Source organism: Microbacterium sp. NPDC087589, assembly GCF_044743635.1.
GTDB lineage: Bacteria > Actinomycetota > Actinomycetes > Actinomycetales > Microbacteriaceae > Microbacterium.
In genome coordinates, this window is sequence record NZ_JBIUWV010000004.1 from 297,564 (window position 1) to 321,805 (window position 24,242).

Here is a 24,242-nt window from a genome sequence, read left to right on the forward strand (position 1 = left end):
GCTGCGGTGACGGATCCGCCCGCTACAGGCCGACGACGACTGCGTTGTCGAGTTCGTCGGCGTCGACACCGGGACGCACAGCCGCGTTCGTGAGCAGGACCCAGCACACTCCTGCCCCCGGATGCACCCAGAACTCGGTGCCGGCCCAGCCGCCGTGTCCGAAGACGTCGCGGTCGACGAGCCCCGGAGCGCGCGAGCGCAGATTGAACGTGAACCCCCAGTCCTGACCGCGTTCGTCGGGGTAGGGGTCGAGTCGGGGAATGTCGCCGGTCAGCGGCCGCAGCATCATCGCGAGCCCGGCGGGAGACAGGATGCCGTCGCGCTCGCCGCGGCCGATGCGCAGCAGCTCGGTGCCGAGGTGGAGCAGGTCCTCCGCCCTGCCCAGCAGTCCGGCGCCCGGCGCGCGTGTGGCGTGGAACCGATCGAGATCGAGGCCGCCCGCCGCCGCATCGGGCACTCCGACGGACTGTGCGGTGTCGAGGGTCAGGCCGATCGCGCCGATGCGGTGGGCCCACCCGAGAGTGCCGTCGTCCCATGACGTGTCGGTGGCGTGCTCGATCAGAGCGGCGATCCCCTCGAAGGCCAGTGTCGAGTATCGCGATGCGGTGCCCGCCGCGAAGTCCCGGCCTCGCGTGAGAAGCTCGTGGCGCAGCGGGAGGGCGGTGTCGAGCGCGGGCTCGGAGATGCCCGAGGTGTGCGAGGCGAGGTGCCAGAGCCGCACGATGTCATCGCGCGACGATCCGAACTCCGGCAGGGCTTCGGCGAGTGGGGTGTTCGGAGTGAGCAGGCCGCGCTCGATCGCTCTCGTCGCGGTGATGCCGGTGAGCACCTTGGTGATCGAGAACAGCGGGTAGACGGCATCCGTCGCGGCGCCGAAACCCTCGAGGTCGACGATGCCGTCGGCCGTGGCCATGCCGACGACGGCGGTGGGAAGTCTCTCTGCCTGCACGTGGCGACGGGCCCAGTCGAATGCGGCGTCGAAGGTCATGAGGGTGCTCCCGGCGGATTCAGGTCGTCGTGCTTCCGTGCCGACGATGGTGACTCTACGATAGGACCATGGCACAGAAAGCGCTTTCCCATCCGGCCGCGCTCATCAATGGGGATCACCCGACTCGCTCTGTGCTGCGCCTCGTCGCCCGCCGGCCCTGGCGGCTGACCTTCGCGATCACCGCCTTCGCCATCAAGGAGATCCCCCTCTGGTTCCTGCCGGTGATCACCGCGGCGATCATCGACGTGGTGGCGAGCGACGGAGACGTCACCGAGGTGCTGTGGTGGTTCGCGCTCGCCGCGGTGCTGCTGCTGCAGAACTATCCCAACCACATCATCTACACGCGCAACTTCATGACCGTGGTGCGCGACCTCGGCGCCGACCTGCGCAACGCCCTCACTGCACGCCTGCAGAGTCTCTCGATCGGGTATCACACGCGGATGAGCTCATCGATCGTGCAGACGAAGGTCGTGCGCGACGTCGAGAACGTCGAGCTGATGCTGCAGCAGGTCACGCATCCGCTGCTGTCGTCGACCATGGTGATGCTCGGCGCGCTCGCGATGACGGCGATCACCGTGCCGCAGTTCCTTCCTGTCTACGCCCTGGCCGTGCCCATCGCCATCGGCATCCGCTACGGCATGCGCAATCGCTCGCAGCGTCGCAACGAGGTCTTCCGGCGCGAGATCGAGACGCTGTCTGCCCGCGTCGGCGAGATGGCGTCGCTGATTCCGGTGACTCGCGCTCACGGACTCGAGGAGACGGCGATCAGCCGGGTCGCTGGCGGTGCAGACGGGGTGCGCAGGGCCGGCCTCGACCTCGACCTGCTCAATGGGCGGGTCGCGTCGATCTCGTGGGTGGCGATGCAGCTGCTCGGCGTCGCCTGCCTCATGCTCGCGGCCGTGTGCGCGCTCACGGGCTTCCTGCCGATCACGCCCGGCGAGGTCGTGATGCTCTCGAGCTACTTCACTCTGTTGACCGGCGGGCTCACTCAGCTGCTGATGTTGATCCCGGTCGGCGCCCGCGGGCTCGAGTCGGTGCGCTCGATCGCCGAGGTCCTGCAGGAGCCCGACGTCGAGCAGAACTCCGGCAAGCGCGTCGTCTCGGCGGTGGCCGGCGAGATCGTGCTCGACTCGGCGACGCATCGCTACTCGGATGCCGACGAGGATGCCCTGTTCGAGATCGATCTGCGCATCGCGCCCGGCGAGACGGTCGCGTTCGTCGGTTCGTCGGGGTCGGGCAAATCGACGCTCCTGAATCTCGTGCTGGGGTTCGTCAGACCGTCGAGCGGCCGGATCGTGCTCGACGGGGCCGACATGCAGGAACTCGATCTGCGCACCGTTCGTCGGTCGATCTCGGTGGTGCCGCAGGAGTCCGTGCTGTTCGAGGGTTCGGTGTTCGACAACATCGCCTACGGCATGCCCGACGTCACGCCCGAACGCGTCGAACAGGCTCTGCGAGATGCCAACGCCTGGGAGTTCGTGAGCGAGCAGCCGCAGGGGTGGCACACCGTCGTCGGCGAGCGAGGCGCACGTCTCTCGGGCGGTCAGCGTCAACGCCTCGCGATCGCCCGTGCCCTCGTCCGCGACCCGCGGATCCTGCTGCTCGACGAGGCGACCAGCGCACTCGACCCCGAATCGGAGGGCCTCGTGAAAGAGGCGCTCGAACGGCTGATGCGGGGCCGCACCACGCTCGTCGTCGCGCACCGGCTGTCGACGATCAGGCAGGCCGATCGCATCGTCGTGCTCGAGCGCGGACGCATAGTCGAGCAGGGTTCGCACGACGATCTGCTCGCCGCAGACGGGCGATACGCTCGGTTGCACCTGGTGCAGAACGGCATGAGATGACCCCGGCGCGAATGTGGATTCAACCCTCGTTCACTGAGCTTGTCGAAGTGCCGGTCACTGCGCTTCGACAAGCTCAGCGACCCAGTCGTGGCCGAGCCGATAGCCGTCCTGAGGAGGACCGATGACTTCTGGCAAGACCCTTCGCGCTGCCCTGGTGGGCACCGGAGCCGTGGCGAACGCGCACGCCCGCGCCGTGGCGGCGTACCCGCGTGCAGAGCTCGTCGCGGTCGCCGATCTCAGCCTGGAGAAGGCCCAGGATTTCGCCGAGAGATACGGCATCGCTGCCGCCTATGGTGACCTCGACGAAATGCTCGCAGCCGAGCAGCCCGACGTCGTGCTCATCTGCACGCCGCCTGCACCGCATCGTCAGCAGTCGCTCGCCGCGTTCGCCGCCGGAGCGCACGTGATCGTCGAGAAGCCGCCGGCGCCGTCGCTCGACGAGCTCGACGAGATGCGGGACGGCGCCGAGGCCGCGGGCAGGCAGCTCGCGGTTGTCTTCCAGCAGCGCACCGGAACTGCCGCGGCGCACGTGCGCTCGCTGCTGCAGAGCGGCGCGCTCGGACGCCCGCTGGTCGCCGTGTGTCAGACGCTCTGGTTCCGCGACGCCGACTACTTCGCCGTGCCGTGGCGCGGCAAGTGGGAGACCGAGGGCGGTGGCACGACGCTCGGGCACGGCATCCATCAGATCGACCTGCTCGCGCACCTGCTGGGTGACTGGTCATCGGTGCAGGGCAGGCTCTGGCGGCTCGACCGTGAGACCGAGACCGAGGACGTCTCGACCGCGACGATCGTCTTCGATCAGGGGGTGGTCGCTCAGCTCATCACGAGTGCGGTGTCGCCCCGAGAGGCGAGCTCGATCCGCATCGACGCGCAGAAGGCCACGATCACGGTCGACCACGTCTACGGGCACGGCCACGAGAACTGGCGGATCACCCCCGCGCCGGGCTTCGAGTCGGAGGCTGAGGGATGGGGGTTCCCGGATGCCGAGGAGCGCAGCGATCACGAGCCGCTGCTGCGCGACGTGTTCGACGCCCTGCTCGACGGAGGCGCGCTCCCGGCGACCGCAGACGCGCCTGCCCGGTCGCTCGAGATCGTGGCAGGCATCTACGCCTCGGCCGCGGCCGACGGCGCCGTGATCACTCCGCAGATCCTGGCCGCGCACCCCACCCATCGAGCCGGCTTCGCGAGCCCGGTCACCGATCTGCGCCGATGAGGGAGCTCTACCGCGACCCCGTCTACGACGGCGCGACCGACCCGAGGGTCGTGATCGACGCGCACGGACTGTGGTGGATGTTCTACACGCAGCGCCGCGCGAGCCTGGAGGATGCGGGGCCGGGGGTCTCATGGATTCACGGCAGCCGCATCGGCGTCGCGACATCTCGCGACGGAGTGGACTGGCACTATGACGGAACGCTCGAACCCGCGGCCTCCGATCTCGTCCTCGAGCCCGGCCCGCCGCCTGCTGAGGTCGATCGCACCCACTGGGCACCCGAGGTCGTCTGGGACGGCGAACGGTGGCGCATGTATCTCACCGAGATCGACGGCATCCCCGACCGCTGGCCGGGGTTCGCGCGCTCGATCGTCGAGTACGTCTCAGACGATCTCCGCCAGTGGTCGAGGCGCGGCCCGCTCTCGCTGAGCAGCGATCGTGTGATCGATGCGGCCGTGGCTCGCACACCGGACGGGCTGTGGCGTCTCTGGTGCAAGGACGAGGCGGCGGACTCGATCACGATGGTCTCCTCATCGCCTGATCTCGCCGGCTGGAGTCTCGACGGCGTGGCGATCGGCGGGAGACCGCACGAGGGGCCGACCGTGTTCGAGCTCGGCGGTTTCTGGTGGCTGATCGTCGACGAGTGGCGGGGGATGGGCGTCTACCGCTCCGACGACGGCACCGACTGGAAGCGCCAGGGCGAGGAGGATGCCGTGATCCTCGACCATCTGCCGACCGGGGGCCACGGCAATCACGGAGCGCACGTGCGCGACGGCGACGACCTGTGGTTCTACTTCTTCGGCACGGCGCAGGCCGCTCCGGGGCATGTCGCGACGGGGGAGCAGAGGCGATCTGCCGTGTATCGGGTGCGTCTCGTCGTCGCAGCGGAGAATCTGATCGTGGAAGAATCGAATCCCACGCGGTAATCGATGTAATCCGGCGGTGAAATTACCGGTTGCGAAACGTTTCAATCTGGATTAGCGTGCAGGTAAGCGTTTTCCCTGCACCCACGGGAATCGTCACCCGCACCACATGGACACAGGCGTTCCACGGCTTTGCCGAACGAGGACGTTCACCAGAGAGGACAACGATGTTCAGCAAGAAGCGTCTGGCGGCCGCAGCGGCCGTCGCCACCAGCGCAGCGCTGGTACTCGCCGGCTGCGCCGGCGGGGGCACCCCCGAGGGGGGAGCCACCTACGACCCCGATGAGAAGGTCACCCTCGACCTCGCGTTCTGGGGCAACGACGTCCGAGCCGACCTGTACAACCAGGCGATCGAGGCGTTCAACGAGGAGTACCCGAACATCACGGTCAACGCGACGTTCCTCGGATTCCCGGAGTTCTGGGAGAAGCGTCAGACCGAGGCCGCCGGTGGCGGTCTCCCCGACGTGATGCAGTTCGACTACTCGTACCTGCGCCAGTACTCCGAGAACGGACTGCTCCTCGACCTCGAGCCCTATCTCGGATCCGTCATCGAGACCGACCCGCTGCCCGAGAACATCCTCAGCATCGGCGTGGTCGACGACACGACCTACGGCATCGCCACCTCGACCAACGCGTGGGGCATGTTCACGAACCCGGCGCTCCTCGAGACCGCGGGCGTCGAGGAGTTCGCAGGCGGCGACTGGGCCGACTACTCCGACTGGATCGCCGAGGTCACCGATGCGAGCGGCGGCGCTTTCTGGGGTGGCTCCGACTTCTCGGGCCGCATCCAGAACCTCGAGCTGCAGCTCCGCAGCGAGGGCAAGAACCTCTTCGACGAGGACGGCACCCCCGGATTCGACGAGGAGCGTCTGAAGGAGTTCTGGGAGTCCGGAGCCGACATCCGCGACGGGGCCGGCGTGCCCCAGCAGGTCGTCGAGGAGCTGACCCCCCTCGGTTCGTTCGACTCGGCGAAGACCGCCAGTGAGCTCACGTGGGACAACTTCGGTGCGGGCTACCTCGCCAACCTCGGCGAGAGCTACACCGAACTCGGCCTCGTGGCCCCGCCCGTGACGGAGGAGGGCGCGAAGGATCTCTACCTGAAGCCGTCGATGCTGCACACGATCTCGGCCAAGACCGAGCACCCGGAGGCGTCGGCGACACTCGTCAACTTCCTGGTCAACTCTCCCGAGTCCGGAGAGATCTTCGGCACCAACCGCGGCCTCCCCGCCTCCGAGACCGCACTCGAAGCCGCAGAGCTCGACCCGCTGAGCCAGCAGGTCAAGGACTACGAGGAGTCCATCGCCGACCGCCTCGGCGACGCCCCGCCCGTGCCGATCGTCGGCTACGGCACCCTCGAAGAGAAGTTCCGCGTGCTGGGCACCGAACTGAACTTCGGCACCACGACCGTCGATGACGCCGTGGAGCAGTTCTTCGCCGAGATGGACGTCGTCCTCAACCAGTGATTCCGTCGGTGGGCCGGGTGACGACCGCCCGGCCCACCGCACCCCACCCACTTCGGAAGGAGCTGTCATGAGCACGACGGCGACGAGGACGATCGTCACGGGCAAGAAGTCCGGACGCGGGCGGGCGCTTCGCAGCGGCCGCCGACCCGAGAACGAACCCGTGCGACCCGGGCAGAAGTCACGCCTGCGCCGCGAGACGGCGACAGGCTATGCGTTCCTGACGCCGTGGCTGATCGGCTTCTTCGGCCTGACCGCCGTGCCGATGATCTACTCGTTGTACCTCTCCTTCACGAGGTACAACATCTTCCAGCCGCCGAAGTGGATCGGGCTGGACAACTACATCCGTCTCTTCACGAGCGACCCGAACTTCATCCAGTCGGCGCAGATCACCCTGGTCTACGTGTTCGTCGGCACGCCGATCACTCTCGCCGCGGCGCTCGGCGTCGCGATGCTCCTGAACTATCGCGACAAGGGCGCCGGCTTCTTCCGCTCGGCGTTCTACGCGCCGTCCCTCATCGGCGGATCGGTGTCGGTCGCGATCGTCTGGCGGGCGATGTTCTCGTCAGACGGCCCGGTCGACAGCGGCCTTCAGATCTTCGGGATCGAACTCGGCGGATGGATCGGAAACCCGAGCCTCATCCTCCCGATGATGATCCTGCTCGCCGTCTGGCAGTTCGGAGCCACGATGGTCATCTTCCTCGCCGGACTCAAGCAGATCCCGAAGGAGCTGTACGAGGCCGCCGAGATGGACGGTGCGAACGCCTACCGTCGATTCCGCGCGGTCACGATCCCGATGCTCTCTCCGGTGATGTTCTTCAACCTGCTGCTGGGTCTGATCGGCGCTTTCCAGGTGTTCGCCTCGGCGTACATCATCTCCAACGGCACCGGCGGCCCCGCCGGCATGACGAACTTCATCACGGTGTACCTGTACAAGCGTGGATTCTCCGACGGGCAGATGGGTTACGCGGCGGCGATCGCGTGGGTCCTGCTGGTCGTCGTCGCGATCATCGCCTTCATCCTGTTCCGCACCCAGCGGTCGTGGGTGCACTACTCGGGAGACGACAAATGAGCACCTCCAACCAGGAGACCACGTCCGGCGCCGCATCGACGCCGGTGTTCGCCGCGCAGCAGACGACGCCCGTCGGATCACCCGCCCCTCGTCGTCGAGTCAAGCGCAAGACCTGGCAGACGGTGATCTGGCTCGTCGCCCTGATCATCATCACCGCGGTCGTGCTCTACCCGCTGCTGTGGCTGTTCCTGTCGACGTTCAAGCCCAATTCGGAGTTCGGTCAGAACCCCGGTCTGTTCCCACAGGCGCCGACGATCGACAACTACGGCAAGGTCATGGAGGGCATCGCCGGAGTGCCGATGTGGCGCTTCTTCCTGAACTCGCTGATCCTCGCGGCATCCGCCGTGGTCGGCACCGTGCTCTCGTCGGCTCTCGCCGCCTACGCGTTCGCTCGCGTGCAGTTCAAGGGCCTCGGGGTGCTGTTCGCCGCGATGATCGGCACGCTGTTGCTGCCGTTCCACGTCGTGATCATCCCGCAGTACATCATCTTCAACCAGCTCGGATGGGTCGACACCTTCATCCCGCTGATCCTGCCGAAGTTCCTCGCCACCGAGGCGTTCTTCGTCTTCCTGCTCGTGCAGTTCATCCGCCAGATGCCGCGTGACATGGACGAGGCGGCCCGCATCGACGGTGCAGGTCACTTCCGCATCTTCTGGGCGATCATCCTGCCGCTGATCAAGCCTGCGCTGATCACCTGCGCGATCTTCTCGTTCATCTGGGCATGGAACGACTTCCTCGGGCCGCTGCTCTACCTGACGAGCCCCGAGAACTACCCGCTGCCGATCGCGCTGCGTCTCTACAACGACCAGACGTCGTCGTCCGACTACGGTGCGACGGTCACGGCCTCGTTCGTGGCGCTCGTGCCGGTGCTGCTGTTCTTCGTGGTCTTCCAGCGCTTCCTCGTCGACGGCGTGGCCACGCAGGGATTGAAGGGCTAGTCATGTCGGTCATCAGCGCAGAACGTCGGGAGCAGAGGGCGGCGAAGCGTGAGGCGCGCTCCGGCGCCGGCCCCACTGTCGCGGGCGTCGAGCCGGGCGTCAACCCCGGCGCGACGGCTAAGTTCGGTCTGTTCGGTGAGGTGCTCACGATCGGGTTGATGATGACCGTCGTGGCGCTCGGCGTCGTCACCCTGCCGATCGCGCTCGCCGCCGGCATCCGCCATCTGCGCCGATTCGTCGCTGCAGAGGATTCGCGGGCAGGTCTCTTCTGGGACGACGTGCGCGCTGGCATCCTGCCGTCGCTCATCGTGGGTGTTCCGGCCGTGCTGATCGCGGGTGTGCTCGCACTCGATGTGGTGCTCGCCGGGTCCGGGCTGCTCCCCGGTGGTGAGGTCATCGCGGTGATCGGCTGGGCGGGACTGCTCGTCCTCGCGGTCGCCGTGCTCATGACCGCAGGCGCTTGGTCGCCGTCACTCGGCTGGGGCGCCGCCGTGCGGTCGGTCCCCGGCACGATCAGCGGCGACATCGCTGGTGCGGCGTACATCGCCGCCGCGGCCATCTTCACCGGTGTCGTGACCTGGGCGCTCGCACCGCTGTTCATCGCGGGGATCGGCTGTGCGGCGCTCGCCGTCGTCGCCGTGCCCGCGCGTCGCAGGCGCGGAGTGCACAGCGCGGAATGAGAAGGTAGTCGTTGGCGCACGCGCGAACAGACGGAGGCATGCCATGGCGGTAGGGGTGAAGGACGTCGCGGCTGCGGCCGGCGTCTCGGTCGGCACCGTCTCGAATGTCCTCAATCAGCCGGAGCGCGTGTCCGCCAAGACGGTCGAGCGGGTGCAGCGCGTGATCCAGGAGCTCGGCTTCGTGCGCAACGACGCCGCCAGGCAGTTGCGCGCCGGTCGCAGCCGCAGCATCGGCCTCGTGGTGCCCGACATCGGCAACCCGTTCTTCGCCGAGGTCGTTCGCGGGGCGGAGGACAGAGCCGCGGATGCCGGCATGACGGTGCTGCTCGGCAACAGCGACGAACGAGACGAGCGCCAGCTGGCGCATCTCGAACTCTTCCAGGAGCAGCGCGTCAACGGCGTGCTGCTGACACCGGCCTCCGACGACCTCACGGCCGTGCACCGCTTCGCCGCGGGAGGGATGCCGGTGGTCCTCGTCGACCGCGAGGTGGGGGAGGGCGTGCTGCCCTCGGTCTCGGTCGATGACGTCGAGGGCGGGCGTCTGGCCGCAGAACACCTGCTGTCATCGGGTCGTCGTCGCCTGGCTTTCGTCGGAGGTCCGCAGTCGGTGCAGCAGGTCGCCGATCGTCTGCGCGGAGTGCAGACCGCGGTCGCGGCGCACCCCGATGTGACGCTCGAGATCGTCGAGCAGTCGGCGCTCACGGTTCTGCAGGGGAGGGCCGCGGGCGAAGAGATCGCGGCGCGTCCCGAAGGCTCGCGTCCGGATGCGGTCTTCGCCGCCAACGACCTGCTCGCCGTGGGGCTGCTGCAGGCGTTCAGCTTCGGCTCCGGCATCCGCGTGCCCGAGGACATCGCGATGGTCGGATACGACGACATCGACTTCGCCTCCGCCACGGTCGTGCCGCTGAGCTCGGTGCGCCAGCCCGCCAGGCTGCTCGGCTGGACCGGCGTCGACCTGCTGCTGAAAGAGCTCGACGGAGTCGAGCACGACCGTCGGGTGCGGTTCCAGCCCGAACTCGTCGTGCGGGAATCCAGCGCGGGCTGACACTGACCGATCCTCCGTGCCGTTTGCAAGACCGGGGCACGGTGATCGATCACACTGACCGGTCGTCCTGACCGGTCGTCCTGACCGGTCGTCCGTGCCGTTTGCAGGACCGGGGCACGGATGCGGGAGCATCCGTCGGTTTTCGTCCCGCCCGCGTGCTTTCGTCCTGCAGACGGCGCTCCCGGGGGCACGTGATCTCCGATTCGTTCCTGCCAGACGAACCCGTTATGCTTGCAAGGTGCATCCGGTCTTCACGGAGCGGATGCCTGGAGACGTCGCATAGTCCGGCCGAGTGCACCACCCTGCTAAGGTGGAGTCCCCTCACGGGGACCAGGGGTTCAAATCCCCTCGTCTCCGCACTGAAAATCCCTGGTCGACGCAGGTATTCCAGCGATGGGTGTCTGCGTTTTTTTGCCTCTGTACGATGCCATTTTCGCGTCGAAAGGTCCCCCAGGGAGAACCCCGTGGTGCACCACCCTCACCCAACTCCCGTGTGGTGCAGCACTCGCAGGGGCGTAGAGCGGCGTGACTTCGCGACGGCGGATGGTCGGAGGCTGTTGGGGGTCGCCAGCCCGTACAGGTGGGTGACCCTTCGTGTGGCCCCAGCGTGCCGGGCACTGTGAATCCCGTGTTACGACGGGCGCCGGGGTGGAGATGTTCGGCGAGCTATCCCTAATGCACCCGTCCCGCGAACAGCGCGAGTGCGGAGGATCCCATTCAGGCTTTCGGCAACGTGAGGCGTGCCAGCATCATCGCTCGCACCGAGCTTGGCAATCCGCGGCTCCACGGAAGCGACGGCCGCTGCGACGCCATGAAAGTCACTGCCGGGATCATGGACCACGGCCGATGGCAGCAGTATGGCCTGAGATCGGATGGCCATCGACGGATGGCGAGCGACCTGCCGGGATGCTGACGAGAGGATCCAGAAGTGCACGAGGATGCCTGAAGACTCGCCTGCAGAAGCCAGAACGGGGCACCCGCGCCACCGCTCCTTTGTCCAACGGAGTCAAGACCCGTCGCGCAGGTCGCTGAGCGTCATACTGGCGAACTCGATGGCGTCGAACTGCGCGTCGCATCCTTCTCCGACCGGGATCTGTGCTTCCAGCCCGATGCGGGTCTGACCATGCTCCGCCTCCGCCCCTCGGTGCGAATGCTCGAACGGAGTCGGCTTCCGATCTGGAGAGTACTCGAAGCAAGGTTTCGCCCAGCGCCGCTGATCTGCCCACAGCAGCAGCAGCACGCCGGTGTCGATTGTGTCGCGAAAGCGACATGGATCCGAGCACTCAGCGCGAAGTCGCCTGCGGGCAGCAACCCGATCAGGGTGAGCGCGTTCGGGCAGTCGGTCGATCTTTGCTGCGAAACCACGTCCCGGACCTTCGGTGAGGGCTCGCACTCCGCCTCGCGGAGGTAAGACGGCCGGGCAAGTCAGTCAGAAGGGCGGAGTCGCCTCCGGTGCTGCCGTGTACATCGACGAAATGTCGAAACTCGCGAAAACGCGGGCGAGGACGGCTGTGCACATCAGGGGGAAAGGTAAGAGCGATCGTCACTGCGCAGAGCGCGCCTCAGGGCTCGGTCGGCCCCAAATCCGCGGCCGAGACGAAGCGTGCGGTCGAGGTCGACGCGCCATGCAGCTCGAAGAGCACGAGTTCATTGCCCGACTCCCGGATGAGGGGGCCGGGGATGAACATCGTCTCGGTCGGGCCGAAGCTCCAGTAGCGACCGAGCAACTCGCCGTTGACCCACGCGAGACCCTTCGTCCAGCCGTCTAGCCGGAGGAAGTGATCACGGCCCGCCACCGAGTCGAAGCGTCCTGCACGGAAAACCGGCCCGGCGAAGGGGCGCGACGAGGTTTCAGTGCGGCCTTTCCAGATGTGGTCCGCGAGCACGTGGGGGGCCTCCGGAATCCGCAGTGGCGTGACCGTCCACGTGTCCAGGTCGCGGGTTGCGGTTCTGACCTTGCCGATGAGCCCTTTCTGCTCCCCGATGCGTGGGCCGTAGTTGACCCTGCCCTGGTCCTCGAGAAGTACTCCGAGCTCACCGGCCCGCGCCGGCAAAGCCACGGCGGTCGTGCTCGTCGCGCGGTCGAGCAGGCCGATGGGTTCGCCGTCGAGCATCACGATCGCGCGATCGCGAACCTCTTCGACACTCAAGACTGCGTCGTTCGCCTCAAGGGGAGTCCGGTACAGAGCGAAGCCCGTCCACTGCCGCAGCTCGTCCATCGTGGGAGTGTGATCGAAAGACCCGGGGGAGCCGAGCGCCGGGAGCGCCTCAGTGAAGCGGACGGCCCGGTCGAGGGTCACTTCGAGTGTGGGGGCGTCTGGCGATGCCTCGGGGACCTCGTCGGGCACCGGTGCGTATCGCGCGATCACCTCGCGGAACGCGAAGTACTTGTCGGTCGGCGAACCGTCTTCCGATAGCGGAGCGTCGTAGTCGTACGACGTGGTGATCGACTTGTAGACACCCTTGTCGTTGGCGCCGTTGGTGAGCCCCATGTTCGTCCCGCCGTGGAACATGTATATGTTCACCGAGGCTCCGGCTCCCAGCATGATGTCGAGGTCCTGCGCGTTCTGCTCGGAAGGCGTGATGTGATGGATCTCCCCCCAAGAGTCGAACCATCCATCCCAGAACTCCATGCACATCAAGGGACCGCTCGACTGGTGGCGTCTTAGGATCTCGAGCCGCTCTACGGGGTTCGCGCCGAAGTTTGCTGTCTTGTGAAGCTCGGGCAGCCCGCCGGTGGAGAGCATTTCGTCGTTCGCCTGGTCGCAGGTCAGGAGTGGGACATCGATTCCCTGAGCCCGCGTCATCTCCACGAGGGCGCGGAGGTAGTGGGTGCGCTCCTCGAGGGGGACATCCGGGTACGCGCCGTACTCGTTCTCGACCTGCACCGCGATGACGGCACCCCCTCGAGTCACTTGACGCTCGGCGATGTGCGGCAACAGGTGCGCGAGGTACCCCTCGATCGCCTCCAGGAACCGGGGCTCCGCCCGGCGCACGCCGGTCTGAGAATCTGCGAAGAGCCAGCCAGGAAACCCACCACCATCCCATTCCCCGCAGATGTAGGGGCTGGGTCGCACGATGGCGTGCATGCCTTCCGCGTGGATGAGGTCGAGGAATCGGCCGATGTCGCGCTGCCCGGTGAAGTCGTACGCCCCGACCTCTGGAACGTGGAAGTTCCAGGGGACGACCGTCTCGATCGCGTTGAGCCCCATCAGCCGTGCTTTGTGGATGCGATCGGCCCAGAGGTCTGGATGAACCCGAAAGTAGTGAAGGGCGCCGCTGATGATCTGGTGCGGCCGGCCGTCCAGCAGGAAGTCATGCGCGCCGATTTCAAAGGTAGTCATGATCTGGTCTTTCTCTGCGAGGGGAGGGGGATTCCTGGCGGGCGAACCGGTGGGGTGGACCGCGGGGCCCACCCCACCGAATATTCAGTCGATCGTGAAGCCCTGGTCCGTTCCGTAACTCACGATCGAGTCCTGCCAGTCGAGCAGTCCCTGTTCGACTGTGGTGTTGCCGATGAATGCCTGCCCGGCAGTGTCGGCGAAGATCGAGTTCGCGTAGACCTGGTAGGGCAGGTACTGCCATCCGAGGACGACGTTGGCGGACGAGTCGGCGAAGATCTCGTTCAGCTTCTGTCCGCCGAAGTACGGGAACTCGGTGGCGAGGAACTCGGGGGACTCAAGATCGGCCGTCGTGGTCGGGAACGAACCCGCGTCGATTGCGATCTGCACTCCCTCGCCGAGGTTGGCGAACTCTGTGAATGCGTATGCAAGTGCCTTGTTCTGAGAAGCCTCGGTCACTGATAGCGCGCCGCCCCCGTTCTCGGCCGATGCTGAGTCGCCCTCTTCCCACGTCGGCATCGGCGCGACACGCCAGTCCCCCTCGCCAGCGGGCGAGCTGGACTGCAGGTTCAGAGCCATCCACGCTCCCGTGACCATGGTCGCGACGGTTCCATCGCCAAGGCTGCTGAACCATTCATCAGACCAGGCGGGAATCGAGCTGAGGAGGTTCTCATCCAGCAGTTGCTGCCAGAGTGCGCTGTACTTCTGGGTGCCCTCGTCAGCCAGGTCGACGCTAACGGTGGTGCCGTCGACGCGGAAGGGTTGTCCGCCCGCCTGCCAGATCATGCTCGTCGCGTAGCCGGGGTCAGCCCCGTCGGTCGCCACGTAAACGTTGGGGTCTGCAGCGTGCAGTTGACGGCCTGCCTCGAGGTACTCATCCCATGTAGTGGGAACTTCTACGCCGAGCCGTTCGAACACGGCGGCGTTGTAGAAGAGGGCCATCGGCCCGCCGCCGCCGGGAAGTCCGATGACGGTCTCCCCATTGCTCACCGCGCCCCACGGTCCCGGCGCGAACTCGCCTTCGAGCTCGGCAGCTCCGAACGGGGTCAGGTCGGCGAGCGAGTCGCCCGAGGTGAACTGCGGCAGCGCGTAGAACTCGATCTGCGCGACGTCCGGCACACCCGATCCGGCGAGGATTGCGTTCTGCAGGGCGACGTAGTGGTCGTTGCCGGTGCCGACGTTGGCGAGGGTCACGTCGACGTTGGGGTGCTCCTCTTCGAAAGCTTCGACGATCGGCGTGAGGGTGGGCTCCCAGCCCCAGACGAGGAGTTCCCCGCCCGCCTCGAGAGCCGCGTCGACATCGTCGGCGGAACCTCCGGATGGTGCGCTGCCGGCCGCGCAGGCCGCCAGGGCAACGGAGCTGACCAGGACGATCGCCGCCGCGGTGGTGCTGCGGGTGATGCGTGATTTGTTCATTGTGATTCCTTTCACTTCTGTACGCACTGCAGGGAGGGAGGTGCGGGACTCATCCCTTGACAGCTCCGACCGCGATGCCTGACTGCCAAAAGCGCTGAAGGAACAGGAAGGCGGCGATGAGCGGGATGATCGTGAGCAGCGAGCCGGTGATGACGAGATTGAAGATTGTCTCGCCGCCGGCAGTCGTGGACTGGTTGTTCCACGCGTTGAGACCCAATGTGAGGGGGTACCAGGAGGGGTCGCGGAGCATGATGAGCGGCAGGAAGTAGTTGTTCCACGTCGCCACGATGGCGAAGAGGAGCACCGTGACGGTTCCGGGGGCAAGCAGCGGTAAGCAGATCTGCACGAACGTGCGGAACTCGCCCGCGCCATCGATGCGGGCCGCTTCCATCAGCTCGATAGGAATGGCCTCGCGCGCAAAGTTCCACATGAGGTAGAGCCCGAACGGAGACACCAGTGAAGGGATGATCACGGACCACGGCGTGTTGGTGAGGCCGAGGGTGCTGAACATCAGGAAGGTGGGGACCGCGAGAGCCGTGCCTGGAACCGCGACCGCGCCGATGACCATGGCGAAGACCAGGCGCTTGCCGGCGAACTGGTACTTCGCCAGCGCGTATCCGCCCAGCATCGACAGCACCGTCGCGCCCCCTGCACCGACGACGACGTAAAGCAGGGTGTTGGCGAACCAGCGAACAAAGACGCCGTCCTGGTAGGTCAGGACGGTGGCGACGTTTTCCCAGAGGGAGAAGTCGCCAGAGAGCCAGAGCCCGAAGGTCGTGAACAGGTCGGCTTGGGTCTTCGTCGAGTTGACGAAGAGCCAGACCAGCGGCAGAAGCGCGTAGATCCCGACCAGAGCGACCAACACTGTGAGGGTCACGCTGCGCTTGCCGGTCCGCTGCCTGTCCCGCGTCGCCTTCGGCCGGATGGTCGTCAGCGCGTGAGTCGTGATGGCCATCATGCGTCCTTCCGGCTACCGCGAACTTGGATGGTGTACGCGATGGCGACCGTGATGAGGCCCATGATGATCGCGATCGCTGCGGAGTAGTTGAACTGCTGTCCGGCGAAGGAAAGGTTGTAGGCGTACATGTTGGGCGTGTAGTAGGTGCTGATGTAGCCCGGCGCCAGCGACTGCAGGATGTTCGGCTCGTTGAAGAGCTGGAATAGACCGATGATCGAGAAGATCGTCGTGATCATGATCGCCCCGCGGATCGCGGGAATCTTGATGGCAGTGATGATGCGCCACTGACCGGCGCCGTCGATCGTCGCAGCCTCATACAGGGAGCTGTCGATCACCCGGAGCGCGGCGTAGTAGATCAGCATGTTGTACCCGACGAACTCCCACGTGACGATGTTGCCGATCGCGGGAAGCAGCAGGGCCGAGCGCAGGGGATCGAGGTCCCAACCCAGCGCGTCGTTGATGTTGCCGACCAGTCCGAAGCGTGTGCCGTACATGAAGCCCCACATGAGAGCTGCGACGACACCGGGCACGGCGTAGGGCATGAAGATCGAGATCCTCCAGAAGCCCTTCCCATAAAGGCGCCCGGAGTCCAGTGCCAGTGCCAGGAACAGGGACACGCCTAGAAGTATGGGGAGTTGGACGAGCACGAACAGCGAAACCCTTCCCAGCCCCGACCAGAAGAGCGGGTCGGTGAAGGCGCGCGTGTAGTTCGCGACGCCGACGAAGGATGTGCCGCCGACCATCTGTTCACGGAAGAGGCTCAAGTAGATCGCGTAGACGATCGGCGTCACGAAGGCTGCGGCGAAGACCAGCACGAACGGGCCGATGAAGACCCAGCCGGTGCGAGACTCTCTGCGAGCACGTGTGCGACTCTTCGGGGTGGCTGCCCCGGCGCTCTGGACGACCGGGGGAACGGCTGTGAGATCGGCCAGGGGTGAGGTCCGCTTCATGATCGCCGTCCGATTGTCGGCGGCGATACGACGAGCCGGACGCGGGGGCAGCGCTGCATGTTCGTCTCCTCTTCTTTGAGCTCTCAGACGTTCTCGACCGTCTCAAAGTAGCTCTGCCGGCGGTCGCACCCAATGGAAGATTCATCCGACTTCCTGGACGATTCTGTGATTGCTGCGAGCCGTGAACGCACGAGAAGTCAGGGGCGGTCGGTGATTTGTCTAGTCAGATCCGCATCATCTTTCATCACGCCGCTGAGCCCCGCTGTCTAGCCTGGAGAATGTTCCGGCCGGCCCACGCCCCCACCAGCCTCACGACCTCGGATCAAAGGTGCCTCCCGTGATCCAGTCATTCCGCGCTGTCCCCGCACGCGCCGCACGTGATGACACCGCATCGTCCGCGCGGGACGGGCGACCGGATTGTACGAAGCTTCCTCGAGGTGGCGCGCACGCACGGTCTGCTCGTCATGATGCGCCTTGGCCCGTGGGACCATGGGGGGACGCGCAATGGAGGATTCCCCGACTGGGCCCAAGTCCTCGATACGTTCACGGCGCCCCTGGCACGCCACGAAACCGGCGAAATCGACTACTTCGCCACGAGCCTTCCCGAGTTGCTCCTGTTCGTCCCGGAAGAGAGCGGCCCGATTATCTGACCGCCTCATCTCTCGAGGAAGCCCGGAACGCACTGGGACTGACCCCGTTCACTGCGCGGAACTGGCGGGAGAAGTAGAAGGTGTCGGAGTAGCCTACTGCCGCCCCTATCTCGGCGACCGACGCATCGGTGGTGATGAGCAGTTCGCGCGCACGTGCGCTGCGTAGACGCTTGACGTACTCGATGACCGAAATGCCCGCGGTTGCCTTGAACGAAGCGGAGAAGTGCGACACGCTGAGCCCGGCAAGCCGCGCCAGGTCATCGACGGTGAAGCTGCTCGAGAGGTGTGCGCGGAGGTACTGCTGAACGATCTCCATCCGGTCGTTGGTGGGGGCGGGACCGCGCAGCCGATCGGCGGCCAGCTGCGCGTACAGCCGCCACGCCGCTCCAGCGGCGAGATACAGCGCCGCCACCGTCTCCTCCTGTTCCATCGCCGTCACTGCTTCGTCGATAGCTGCGATCGCTGAATATGCATCGCGCAGGTGAACCACCGGGTCGCCGTCACGAACGACCGCCGCCACGAGCTCGTCCATGTCGGCGCCGACGGTATGAAGCCACCAGATCGACCACGGGTCGTCCCTGTCCGCCCTGTAGCGGTGGCTCAGCCCCGCCGGGATCAGTGCAGCCATGCCCGTTTCCAAGCGGATCGGCGGTTGCTCCCCGAGTTCGAGCCAGCCGGCCCCACTCGCGCAGAGGATGACGATCGTTTGCGCTGCCCCCTGGTCGCGAGACCGCCCATGAGCCGCGGCGTGTGGAAAGTAGCCGGCATCCGTGACAAGCATTCGCGAGGTCACAGGGCTTCGGGTGGCTTGAGCGGCCAGCGGTGCCGACAGCACACGCAGACGCTGGCCTGGGAACCCGTCTCGCACGTACATGTAGACACCGTACGTCATCGAATCATCCAGTCCCCGCCGCGCTCTGTCGCCGCACGATCGTGAAACCGGGCCTAGCGATCTGATCGAGTCGGGGAGGCTGCGTCGAGGGCACCCGCAAGGTACGACGCCGTCGTGCTGCCGCTCGCCGAGGCGACGGAGCCCGGAGTTCCCTGCGTCACGACGGTTCCCCCGAGGTCTCCGGCGCCCGGGCCCATGTCGATCACCCAGTCGGCCTGCGCGACCACGCGCATGTCGTGCTCGACCATCACGACCGTGTTGCCGGCGTCGACCAGGTGCTGAAGATGCACGAGCAGCCGATCGGTGTCTGACGGATGCAGTCCCGAGGTGGGCTCGTCGAGCAGGTAGAGGGTGTCGCCGTGCTGGGCGCGCCGGAGCTCGGACGCCAGCTTCACACGCTGCGCCTCGCCGCCGGAGAGCTCGGTCGCCGACTGGCCCAGTGGCAGGTACCCGAGTCCCACGTCGAGGAGGGCGTCGAGGTGTCGCGAGACGTCGGCATCGTCGGCGAAGACAACACGCGCGTCGTTCACGCTCAGTGCGAGGACGTCGGCGATCGTGTGCCCGTGGAGTTCGATCTCGAGGGTGTCGGGGTTGTAACGGGTGCCGCCGCACGTGCTGCAGGGAGCATGGACCGTGGGGAGGAAGAGCAGCTCCACCTCGACCGTGCCCTCGCCTTTGCAGGTGGGGCATCGTCCGCTCGGCAGATTGAACGAGAATCGGCTCGCGGCGTACCGCCGGCGGCGTGCCTCCGGAGTCGCGGCGAACAGAGCGCGCACTCGGTCGAAGAGCCCCGTGTATGTCGCCACGTTGGATCGTGACGTGCGGCCGATCGGCTTCTGACTGACCTGCACGACGCGGCGCACGCGGCCGGCTGGGCCGGAAGCCCGCCCGGTCGTCTCGGCCGTCGGCGTGGAGAACAGCGGATCCGCTGTCGTGCTGCCCTGCTCTTCTCCCGACGCGTCGATCGTCGAGCCGTCCACCTCGCTGGACAGGCTTCGCTGCAACAGATCGGGCAGGGCCTGGGTGACGAGAGACGATTTGCCCGAGCCGGAGACGCCGGTGACGGCGGTGAGGCACCCGAGGGGAATCGACACCGAGACGCTGCGGAGGTTGTTGCGCGAGACATCGGTGAGCACGAGCTGGCCGTCGGGCTCGCGCGAGGCGGGCCTCGGCGCCTGCCCCTCGGTGCGCACCTCATCGGCGAACAGGTAGCGCCGGGTCTGGGATCGCTCGGCGTCTCGGAGCCCGTCGATCGGACCGGAGTAGACGATCTCGCCGCCAGTGGCTCCCGCGCCGGGGCCGATGTCGACGATCCAGTCCGCGTGCCGGATCACGTCGAGGGAATGCTCGACGAAGAAGACCGTGTTGCCCGAGTCTCTGAGCGAGCGGAGGATGCGCACGAGCGCTTCGCCGTCGGCGGGGTGGAGTCCGGCAGACGGCTCGTCGAGCACGAACATGACCCCGAACAGCTGCGAGAGCACCTGGGTCGCGAGCCGCATGCGCTGCAGCTCCCCAGACGAGAGGGTGGGGGTCGAACGATCGAGCGAGAGGTAGCCCAGACCGAGTTCGATGATGGGTGAGACCCGATCGCGCAGTTCGTCGACCAGCCGGTGCGCCGCGAGTCGCTTCTCGGGGGAGAGCGCCTCGCCGTCGGACACGTCGAGGGCTGTCTCGAGCAGAGCTTCGAGGCCGGCCAACGGCAGCGCGGCCATCTCCGTGATGTCGAGACCGGCGAATGTCACTGCGAGCGCCTCGGGCTTCAGCCGGCGTCCGTCGCACATCGGGCAGCGGACGCTGACCATGAAGCTCGCTGCCTTCTCGCGCATCTTCGCGCTCTTCGAGTGGGCGAAGGTGTTGAGCACGTACTGCTTCACACCGACGAACGTGCTCATGTACGACGGCTCGATGCCTGCGGCGACGGCCTTGCGCACCTGCGCCGGACCGCGGTCGGTGAACACCGGAACCTGCGGGGACTCCTCGGTGTACAACACCCATTGGCGCTGCTCCTCGGGCAGATCGCGCCACGGGATGTCGATGTCGTAGCCGAGGGAGATCAGGCTGTCGATGAGCTGCTTGCCGTGCCACGCCCTGGGCCAGGCGTCGAGAGCACGGTCGCGGATCGACAACGACTCGTCGGGGACCATGAGGTGCAGGGGAACGTCGTAGACCTGCCCGATCCCGTGGCACTGCGGGCATGCGCCCTGCACGGTGTTCGCGGAGAAGTCCTCGGCGAACAACGGCTCCGCCCCGGGCGGGTATGTGCCGACCCGCGAGAACAGCATGCGCACGACGTTGCCGATCGACGTGGCGCTGCCGACTGTCGATCGAGCGCTGCCGGCGGTGCGCTGCTGGGGGAGGGCGACCGCCGGAGGGAGCCCTGCGATGGCGTCGACGTCGGGGATGTCGACCTGGCTCATCAGGCGCCTCGCATAGGGCGCCACCGACTCGAAGTACCGACGCTGGGCTTCGGCGTACAGGGCGCCGAACGCGAGGGAGCTCTTGCCCGAGCCCGAGACGCCCGTGAAGGCGACGAGCGCGTCGCGGGGTATCGCGACGTCGACATCGCGCAGGTTGTGCACACGTGCTCCGGTCACGACGATCGCGTTCGACGTGCCGGAGAGCTTCACAGGTGGGGTCCCGTCCATCATGGACCTCTTCTCGTATCTCGCGGTCGGCGGGGATGAATGCGCAGCGGGAATGAATGCGACGATCGCCGACCCTGCGCCACGCTACCCGGCCCCTCCGACTTCGTCGGAGTGGTTGACAGCGGTCGCGCCATCGGGAAGGGGACGGCAGGATGAGCCGAGCTCGACGAGCGGATGCCGGATCGCGACGGGGGCAGTACGGTGAACCGAAGGTCTATCGCCAGAAAGCGCTATCCTGAAGCTTTTCCCCCGCCTCGTCTTTAGGAGCATCTTTTATGCCCATCGCCGCTGATGACCCCCGCCTGACGCACGCCTACGAGGCCGCATCCACGCGTTACACCGACGTGCCGTTCCAGCGCGCGGGCGCGAGCGGCATCCAGCTTCCCAAGGTGTCGCTGGGCCTCTGGCAGAACTTCGGACGCGATCGCACCTTCGACAGCCAGCGCGAGATCGTGCTGCACGCCTTCGACCGCGGAGTCGTGCACATCGACCTCGCCAACAACTACGGCCCGCCTTACGGGTCGGCCGAGTCGACGTTCGGCGCAGTGCTCGACAGCGGCCTGGCCCGATATCGCGACGAGCTGTTCGTCACGACCAAGGCCGGCTACGACATGTGGCCGGGGCCGTTCGGCGACGGCGGCTCGCGCAAGTACCTCATGCGCTCTCTCGAGCAGAGTCTGCAGCGCATGAACACCGACTACGTCGACGTGTTCTATTCGCATCGCCCTGACGCCGAGACGCCGCTCGAGGAGACGGTCACGGCGCTCGTCGACATCGTGCGCAGCGGAAAGGCGCTGTATGTCGGAATCTCGAACTACCCGGCGGAGCTCGCGCGTCAGGCCTACGAGCTGCTGGCAGATCAGGGAGTGGCGCTGCTGCTGCACCAGCCCCGGTACTCGCTGTTCGACCGCACCCCCGAAGCCGAGCTGTTCCCGGCGCTGCGCGGGTTGAAGGTCGGCAGCGCGGTGTTCTCCCCGCTCGCGCAGGGCCTGCTCACCGGCAAGTACATCGACGGTGACGTCCCTGCCGACTCGCGCGCGGCGAACAGCCACTTCCTCAACGGGTCGGCCCTCACAGACAGCTATCTCGAGCGCATCCGCGGCATCGACCGTGTGGCGAAGGAGGCGGGTCTGTCGATCCCGCAGCTCGCCGTCGCGTGGGTGCTGCGCGACCCCGTGGTGACGACCGCGATCATCGGAGCCTCGCGCACCGGGCAGATCGATGACGCCGTGGCTGCGAGCCAGGTCGAGCTGTCGGATGACGTCATCGCCGCCCTCGAGGAGTTCGCCTCAGCACCCGGCGCCAGCGTGGTCTGAGCAGGGGCGCAATCGGGCGCGGCGGTGAGAGTCCGCCTGACGTGTGGGCTGTCGGAGGGGGGTCCTCGGACTTTCTGAGGGCGTCGCGTCATATTCCGGGCGCCAGCGGGTCTGGTTTGTGGAAGCCCCTGCGAACGGGAGCGTCCGCAACGGATCCCGAGGAGCACCAGATGACCATCGCCCATGTCGAGTTACGGACGCACCAGTGGGCTCATCGCAGCCCCGTGCCCCTGCCCGAACTCGCTTTCCAGCACATCCTCGCGGCGATTCTCCGGGGCGAGTACGTGTCTGGTGACCGGCTCGACACGGCGCGCTTCACCCAGGAGCTCCACATGTCGCTGAACCCGGTCCGCGAAGCGATCATCAGGCTCAGGGACATCGGATTGGTGGAGGTCACTCCGGCTCGCTACACCAAGGTCGCCGAATTCACCGCCGCCGATTCCTGCGCCGCCCTCGGCTATGCGGGTGTGCTCGCCGGTACGGCGCTCCGCAAGGCGCTGCCCACTCTGGGCGACGGAGTCCGCGCAGAACTCGCGGCCCATGCCGAAGAGATCGGCGGCGATGACGACGCCGTCAGCCGCAACGCCGCAGTGATCGGGTTGCTCACCGCCGTGACCGACCTTATCGAGCACCCTCGGCAGGCGACCCACCTCTTCGAGGCCACGATTCTGGTGCAGTGCGCCCTGCAGTTCTCCGGGGTCACCCGCGGTGACGGTGTGACCCACGTGCGATCCGCTGCGGCGGAAGCCGTCGCGCACGCGATGCGGGCAGGAGACTCGGACGCCGCGGAGTCGGCCGTTCGCAGACTCTTCGAGCACCTCGTCTAGTCCGCCGTCTCCTTCTCGAGATCAGGGCGATTCGACCCAGCGATTCGGAGCCCCCTGCCTGACCCGTCGATAGAGTCGATGAATGGCTGCGACGACGGTGCTGTTCATCGGTGGAACCGGAATCATCTCCTCGGCGGCGAGTGCGCTCGCCGCGTCCAGGGGGATGGAGGTGACGCTGCTGAACCGCGGGCACTCGCGCCGAGAGCCCGCGGAGGGCGTCGAGGTGCTGACGGCCGACATCACCGATGCTGCCGCGGTCGACGCCGCTCTGGCCGGGCGCGAGTTCGACGTCGTCGCCGACATGATCGCGTTCACGCCCGACCAGGTGCAGCGCGACATCGACCGCTTCGAGGGCCGCACGGGGCAGTACGTCTTCATCAGTTCGGCATCCGCCTACCAGAAGCCCGTCGCGCGGCTGCCGATCACTGAGTCGACGCCGCTGCGCAACCCGCACTGGCAGTACTCGCGAGACAAGATCGCGTGTGAAGATCTGCTCACCGCCGCCTATCGCGATCGCGGATTCCCGGTCACGGTGCTGCGTCCCTCGCACACCTACGACAAGTGGACGATCCCGGCTTTCGGCGGATGGACGGTGATCGACCGCATCCGCCGTGGTGAGGAGATCATCGTGCATGGTGACGGCACGTCGCTGTGGACCCTCACCCACTCGAGCGACTTCGCGGTCGGGTTCGCCGGCCTGCTCGGCAATCCGCTCGCCTATGGCGACACGTTCCAGATCACCAGCGACTTCGTCTACACCTGGAACGAGATCTACTCGATCCTCGGGCGTGCGGCCGGGGCCGAGCCGAAGATCCGGTACGCGACGAGTGCGGCGATCGAGGATGCTGCGCCCGACCGGGCCGGTCAGCTGACGGGCGACATGGCGCACTCGGTCGTGTTCGACAACACGAAGATCCGCCGGGTCGTGCCCGACTTCAATCCGGTGGTTCCTCTGCACACGGCGGCGCGCGAGATCATCGAGTGGCACGACGCGCACCCCGAGCTGCAGCGCGTCGACCCCGCCGTGGACGCCCTGTTCGACCGTCTGCTCGAACCGTGAGCCGCGAGACCTTCCCCCGCGTATGAC

20 protein-coding genes and 1 tRNA gene are annotated in these 24,242 nt (G+C 66.7%); 13 read left to right on the forward strand and 8 right to left on the reverse strand.

Annotated elements, in window-relative coordinates:
* Window positions 1-22 precede the first annotated feature (22 nt).
* Entirely contained in the window at window positions 23-988 is a 966-nt protein-coding gene (locus ACIOU8_RS11505; protein WP_400789387.1) for a serine hydrolase domain-containing protein, read from the reverse strand.
* A 68-nt stretch (window positions 989-1,056) separates the two neighbouring features.
* Between ACIOU8_RS11505 and ACIOU8_RS11510 the strand changes: the two genes are divergently transcribed.
* The 9 genes from ACIOU8_RS11510 (at window position 1,057) to ACIOU8_RS11550 (ending at window position 10,517) form a co-directional block, all read left to right on the forward strand.
* Window positions 1,057-2,832: an ABC transporter ATP-binding protein gene (locus ACIOU8_RS11510; RefSeq protein WP_400789390.1), complete on the forward strand. Its 1,776-nt coding sequence runs from the start codon at window positions 1,057-1,059 to the stop codon at window positions 2,830-2,832.
* Between the two features lie 121 nt (window positions 2,833-2,953).
* Window positions 2,954-4,045 (forward strand): Gfo/Idh/MocA family protein, encoded by a 1,092-nt coding sequence (locus tag ACIOU8_RS11515; RefSeq protein ID WP_400789393.1) that lies wholly within the window; start codon window positions 2,954-2,956, stop codon window positions 4,043-4,045.
* On the forward strand, window positions 4,042-4,968 hold the full coding sequence (locus ACIOU8_RS11520; protein ID WP_400789395.1) for a hypothetical protein: 927 nt from the start codon (window positions 4,042-4,044) through the stop codon (window positions 4,966-4,968). The genes ACIOU8_RS11515 and ACIOU8_RS11520 overlap by 4 nt, the downstream gene beginning before the upstream one ends.
* Window positions 4,969-5,132: 164 nt before the next feature.
* On the forward strand, window positions 5,133-6,428 hold the full coding sequence (locus tag ACIOU8_RS11525; protein ID WP_400789397.1) for an ABC transporter substrate-binding protein: 1,296 nt from the start codon (window positions 5,133-5,135) through the stop codon (window positions 6,426-6,428).
* Between the two features lie 67 nt (window positions 6,429-6,495).
* Window positions 6,496-7,497: a carbohydrate ABC transporter permease gene (locus ACIOU8_RS11530; protein ID WP_400789399.1), complete on the forward strand. Its 1,002-nt coding sequence runs from the start codon at window positions 6,496-6,498 to the stop codon at window positions 7,495-7,497.
* Window positions 7,494-8,435, forward strand: a complete 942-nt coding sequence (locus ACIOU8_RS11535; protein WP_400789401.1) for a carbohydrate ABC transporter permease — start codon at window positions 7,494-7,496, stop codon at window positions 8,433-8,435. Before ACIOU8_RS11530 ends, ACIOU8_RS11535 begins: the two co-directional genes overlap by 4 nt.
* A gap of 2 nt (window positions 8,436-8,437) precedes the next feature.
* Window positions 8,438-9,115 carry a hypothetical protein gene (locus ACIOU8_RS11540; RefSeq protein WP_400789403.1) on the forward strand — a complete coding sequence of 226 codons (678 nt, stop codon included), beginning with the start codon at window positions 8,438-8,440 and terminating at the stop codon, window positions 9,113-9,115.
* Window positions 9,116-9,158: 43 nt separating this feature from the next.
* Window positions 9,159-10,160 (forward strand): LacI family DNA-binding transcriptional regulator, encoded by a 1,002-nt coding sequence (locus ACIOU8_RS11545; protein ID WP_400789405.1) that lies wholly within the window; start codon window positions 9,159-9,161, stop codon window positions 10,158-10,160.
* 268 nt (window positions 10,161-10,428) lie between these two features.
* Window positions 10,429-10,517 (forward strand) — tRNA-Ser (locus tag ACIOU8_RS11550).
* 649 nt (window positions 10,518-11,166) lie between these two features.
* Here the strand turns inward: ACIOU8_RS11550 and ACIOU8_RS11555 are convergent.
* The 5 genes from ACIOU8_RS11555 to ACIOU8_RS11575 form a co-directional block, all read right to left on the reverse strand.
* Entirely contained in the window at window positions 11,167-11,400 is a 234-nt protein-coding gene (locus tag ACIOU8_RS11555) for a hypothetical protein (RefSeq protein WP_400789407.1), read from the reverse strand.
* Between the two features lie 322 nt (window positions 11,401-11,722).
* A complete protein-coding gene (locus ACIOU8_RS11560; RefSeq protein ID WP_400789410.1) occupies window positions 11,723-13,504 on the reverse strand; it encodes a beta-galactosidase family protein in 1,782 nt (593 codons plus the stop codon).
* Window positions 13,505-13,588: 84 nt separating this feature from the next.
* On the reverse strand, window positions 13,589-14,917 hold the full coding sequence (locus ACIOU8_RS11565) for an extracellular solute-binding protein (protein WP_400789412.1): 1,329 nt from the start codon (window positions 14,915-14,917) through the stop codon (window positions 13,589-13,591).
* A 49-nt stretch (window positions 14,918-14,966) separates the two neighbouring features.
* Complete coding sequence (locus tag ACIOU8_RS11570) at window positions 14,967-15,875, reverse strand: carbohydrate ABC transporter permease (RefSeq protein ID WP_400789414.1); 909 nt, start codon at window positions 15,873-15,875, stop codon at window positions 14,967-14,969.
* Window positions 15,872-16,825 (reverse strand): carbohydrate ABC transporter permease, encoded by a 954-nt coding sequence (locus ACIOU8_RS11575; RefSeq protein WP_400789416.1) that lies wholly within the window; start codon window positions 16,823-16,825, stop codon window positions 15,872-15,874. Before ACIOU8_RS11575 ends, ACIOU8_RS11570 begins: the two co-directional genes overlap by 4 nt.
* A 380-nt stretch (window positions 16,826-17,205) precedes the next feature.
* On the opposite strand from ACIOU8_RS11575, the gene ACIOU8_RS11580 reads away from it, so the two are divergent.
* Window positions 17,206-17,475 (forward strand): beta-galactosidase, encoded by a 270-nt coding sequence (locus ACIOU8_RS11580; protein WP_400789474.1) that lies wholly within the window; start codon window positions 17,206-17,208, stop codon window positions 17,473-17,475.
* Here ACIOU8_RS11580 and ACIOU8_RS11585 read toward each other — a convergent pair.
* Window positions 17,468-18,310, reverse strand: coding sequence for a helix-turn-helix domain-containing protein (locus tag ACIOU8_RS11585; protein WP_400789418.1), 843 nt, complete (start codon window positions 18,308-18,310; stop codon window positions 17,468-17,470). The two genes, ACIOU8_RS11580 and ACIOU8_RS11585, sit on opposite strands and share 8 nt — an antisense overlap.
* A gap of 110 nt (window positions 18,311-18,420) precedes the next feature.
* Window positions 18,421-21,015 carry an excinuclease ABC subunit A gene (locus ACIOU8_RS11590; protein WP_400789421.1) on the reverse strand — a complete coding sequence of 865 codons (2,595 nt, stop codon included), beginning with the start codon at window positions 21,013-21,015 and terminating at the stop codon, window positions 18,421-18,423.
* A 272-nt stretch (window positions 21,016-21,287) separates the two neighbouring features.
* Here ACIOU8_RS11590 and ACIOU8_RS11595 point away from each other — a divergent pair, with 272 nt between their 5' ends.
* The 3 genes from ACIOU8_RS11595 to ACIOU8_RS11605 all read left to right on the forward strand — a co-directional run bounded on the left by ACIOU8_RS11595 (window position 21,288) and on the right by ACIOU8_RS11605 (window position 24,215).
* A complete protein-coding gene (locus tag ACIOU8_RS11595; RefSeq protein WP_400789424.1) occupies window positions 21,288-22,328 on the forward strand; it encodes an aldo/keto reductase in 1,041 nt (346 codons plus the stop codon).
* Window positions 22,329-22,498: 170 nt separating this feature from the next.
* The gene (locus ACIOU8_RS11600) at window positions 22,499-23,155 is read left to right on the forward strand and encodes a GntR family transcriptional regulator (RefSeq protein ID WP_400789426.1); all 657 of its coding nucleotides are present in this window, start codon (window positions 22,499-22,501) and stop codon (window positions 23,153-23,155) included.
* A gap of 82 nt (window positions 23,156-23,237) precedes the next feature.
* A complete protein-coding gene (locus ACIOU8_RS11605; protein WP_400789428.1) occupies window positions 23,238-24,215 on the forward strand; it encodes an NAD-dependent epimerase/dehydratase family protein in 978 nt (325 codons plus the stop codon).
* Window positions 24,216-24,242 lie beyond the last annotated feature (27 nt).

Excerpts from the sequence above, each read along its gene's own strand:
- ACIOU8_RS11505 (WP_400789387.1), bottom strand. The coding sequence starts at position 988 with ATGACCTTCGACGCCGCATTCGACTGGGCCCGTCGCCACGTGCAGGCA.
- ACIOU8_RS11510 (WP_400789390.1), top strand. The coding sequence starts at position 1,057 with ATGGCACAGAAAGCGCTTTCCCATCCGGCCGCGCTCATCAATGGGGAT.
- ACIOU8_RS11515 (WP_400789393.1), top strand. The coding sequence starts at position 2,954 with ATGACTTCTGGCAAGACCCTTCGCGCTGCCCTGGTGGGCACCGGAGCC.
- ACIOU8_RS11520 (WP_400789395.1), top strand. The coding sequence starts at position 4,042 with ATGAGGGAGCTCTACCGCGACCCCGTCTACGACGGCGCGACCGACCCG.
- ACIOU8_RS11525 (WP_400789397.1), top strand. The coding sequence starts at position 5,133 with ATGTTCAGCAAGAAGCGTCTGGCGGCCGCAGCGGCCGTCGCCACCAGC.
- ACIOU8_RS11530 (WP_400789399.1), top strand. The coding sequence starts at position 6,496 with ATGAGCACGACGGCGACGAGGACGATCGTCACGGGCAAGAAGTCCGGA.
- ACIOU8_RS11535 (WP_400789401.1), top strand. The coding sequence starts at position 7,494 with ATGAGCACCTCCAACCAGGAGACCACGTCCGGCGCCGCATCGACGCCG.
- ACIOU8_RS11540 (WP_400789403.1), top strand. The coding sequence starts at position 8,438 with ATGTCGGTCATCAGCGCAGAACGTCGGGAGCAGAGGGCGGCGAAGCGT.
- ACIOU8_RS11545 (WP_400789405.1), top strand. The coding sequence starts at position 9,159 with ATGGCGGTAGGGGTGAAGGACGTCGCGGCTGCGGCCGGCGTCTCGGTC.
- ACIOU8_RS11560 (WP_400789410.1), bottom strand. The coding sequence starts at position 13,504 with ATGACTACCTTTGAAATCGGCGCGCATGACTTCCTGCTGGACGGCCGG.
- ACIOU8_RS11565 (WP_400789412.1), bottom strand. The coding sequence starts at position 14,917 with ATGAACAAATCACGCATCACCCGCAGCACCACCGCGGCGGCGATCGTC.
- ACIOU8_RS11570 (WP_400789414.1), bottom strand. The coding sequence starts at position 15,875 with ATGATGGCCATCACGACTCACGCGCTGACGACCATCCGGCCGAAGGCG.
- ACIOU8_RS11575 (WP_400789416.1), bottom strand. The coding sequence starts at position 16,825 with ATGAAGCGGACCTCACCCCTGGCCGATCTCACAGCCGTTCCCCCGGTC.
- ACIOU8_RS11580 (WP_400789474.1), top strand. The coding sequence starts at position 17,206 with ATGACACCGCATCGTCCGCGCGGGACGGGCGACCGGATTGTACGAAGC.
- ACIOU8_RS11590 (WP_400789421.1), bottom strand. The coding sequence starts at position 21,015 with ATGATGGACGGGACCCCACCTGTGAAGCTCTCCGGCACGTCGAACGCG.
- ACIOU8_RS11595 (WP_400789424.1), top strand. The coding sequence starts at position 21,288 with ATGCCCATCGCCGCTGATGACCCCCGCCTGACGCACGCCTACGAGGCC.
- ACIOU8_RS11600 (WP_400789426.1), top strand. The coding sequence starts at position 22,499 with ATGACCATCGCCCATGTCGAGTTACGGACGCACCAGTGGGCTCATCGC.
- ACIOU8_RS11605 (WP_400789428.1), top strand. The coding sequence starts at position 23,238 with ATGGCTGCGACGACGGTGCTGTTCATCGGTGGAACCGGAATCATCTCC.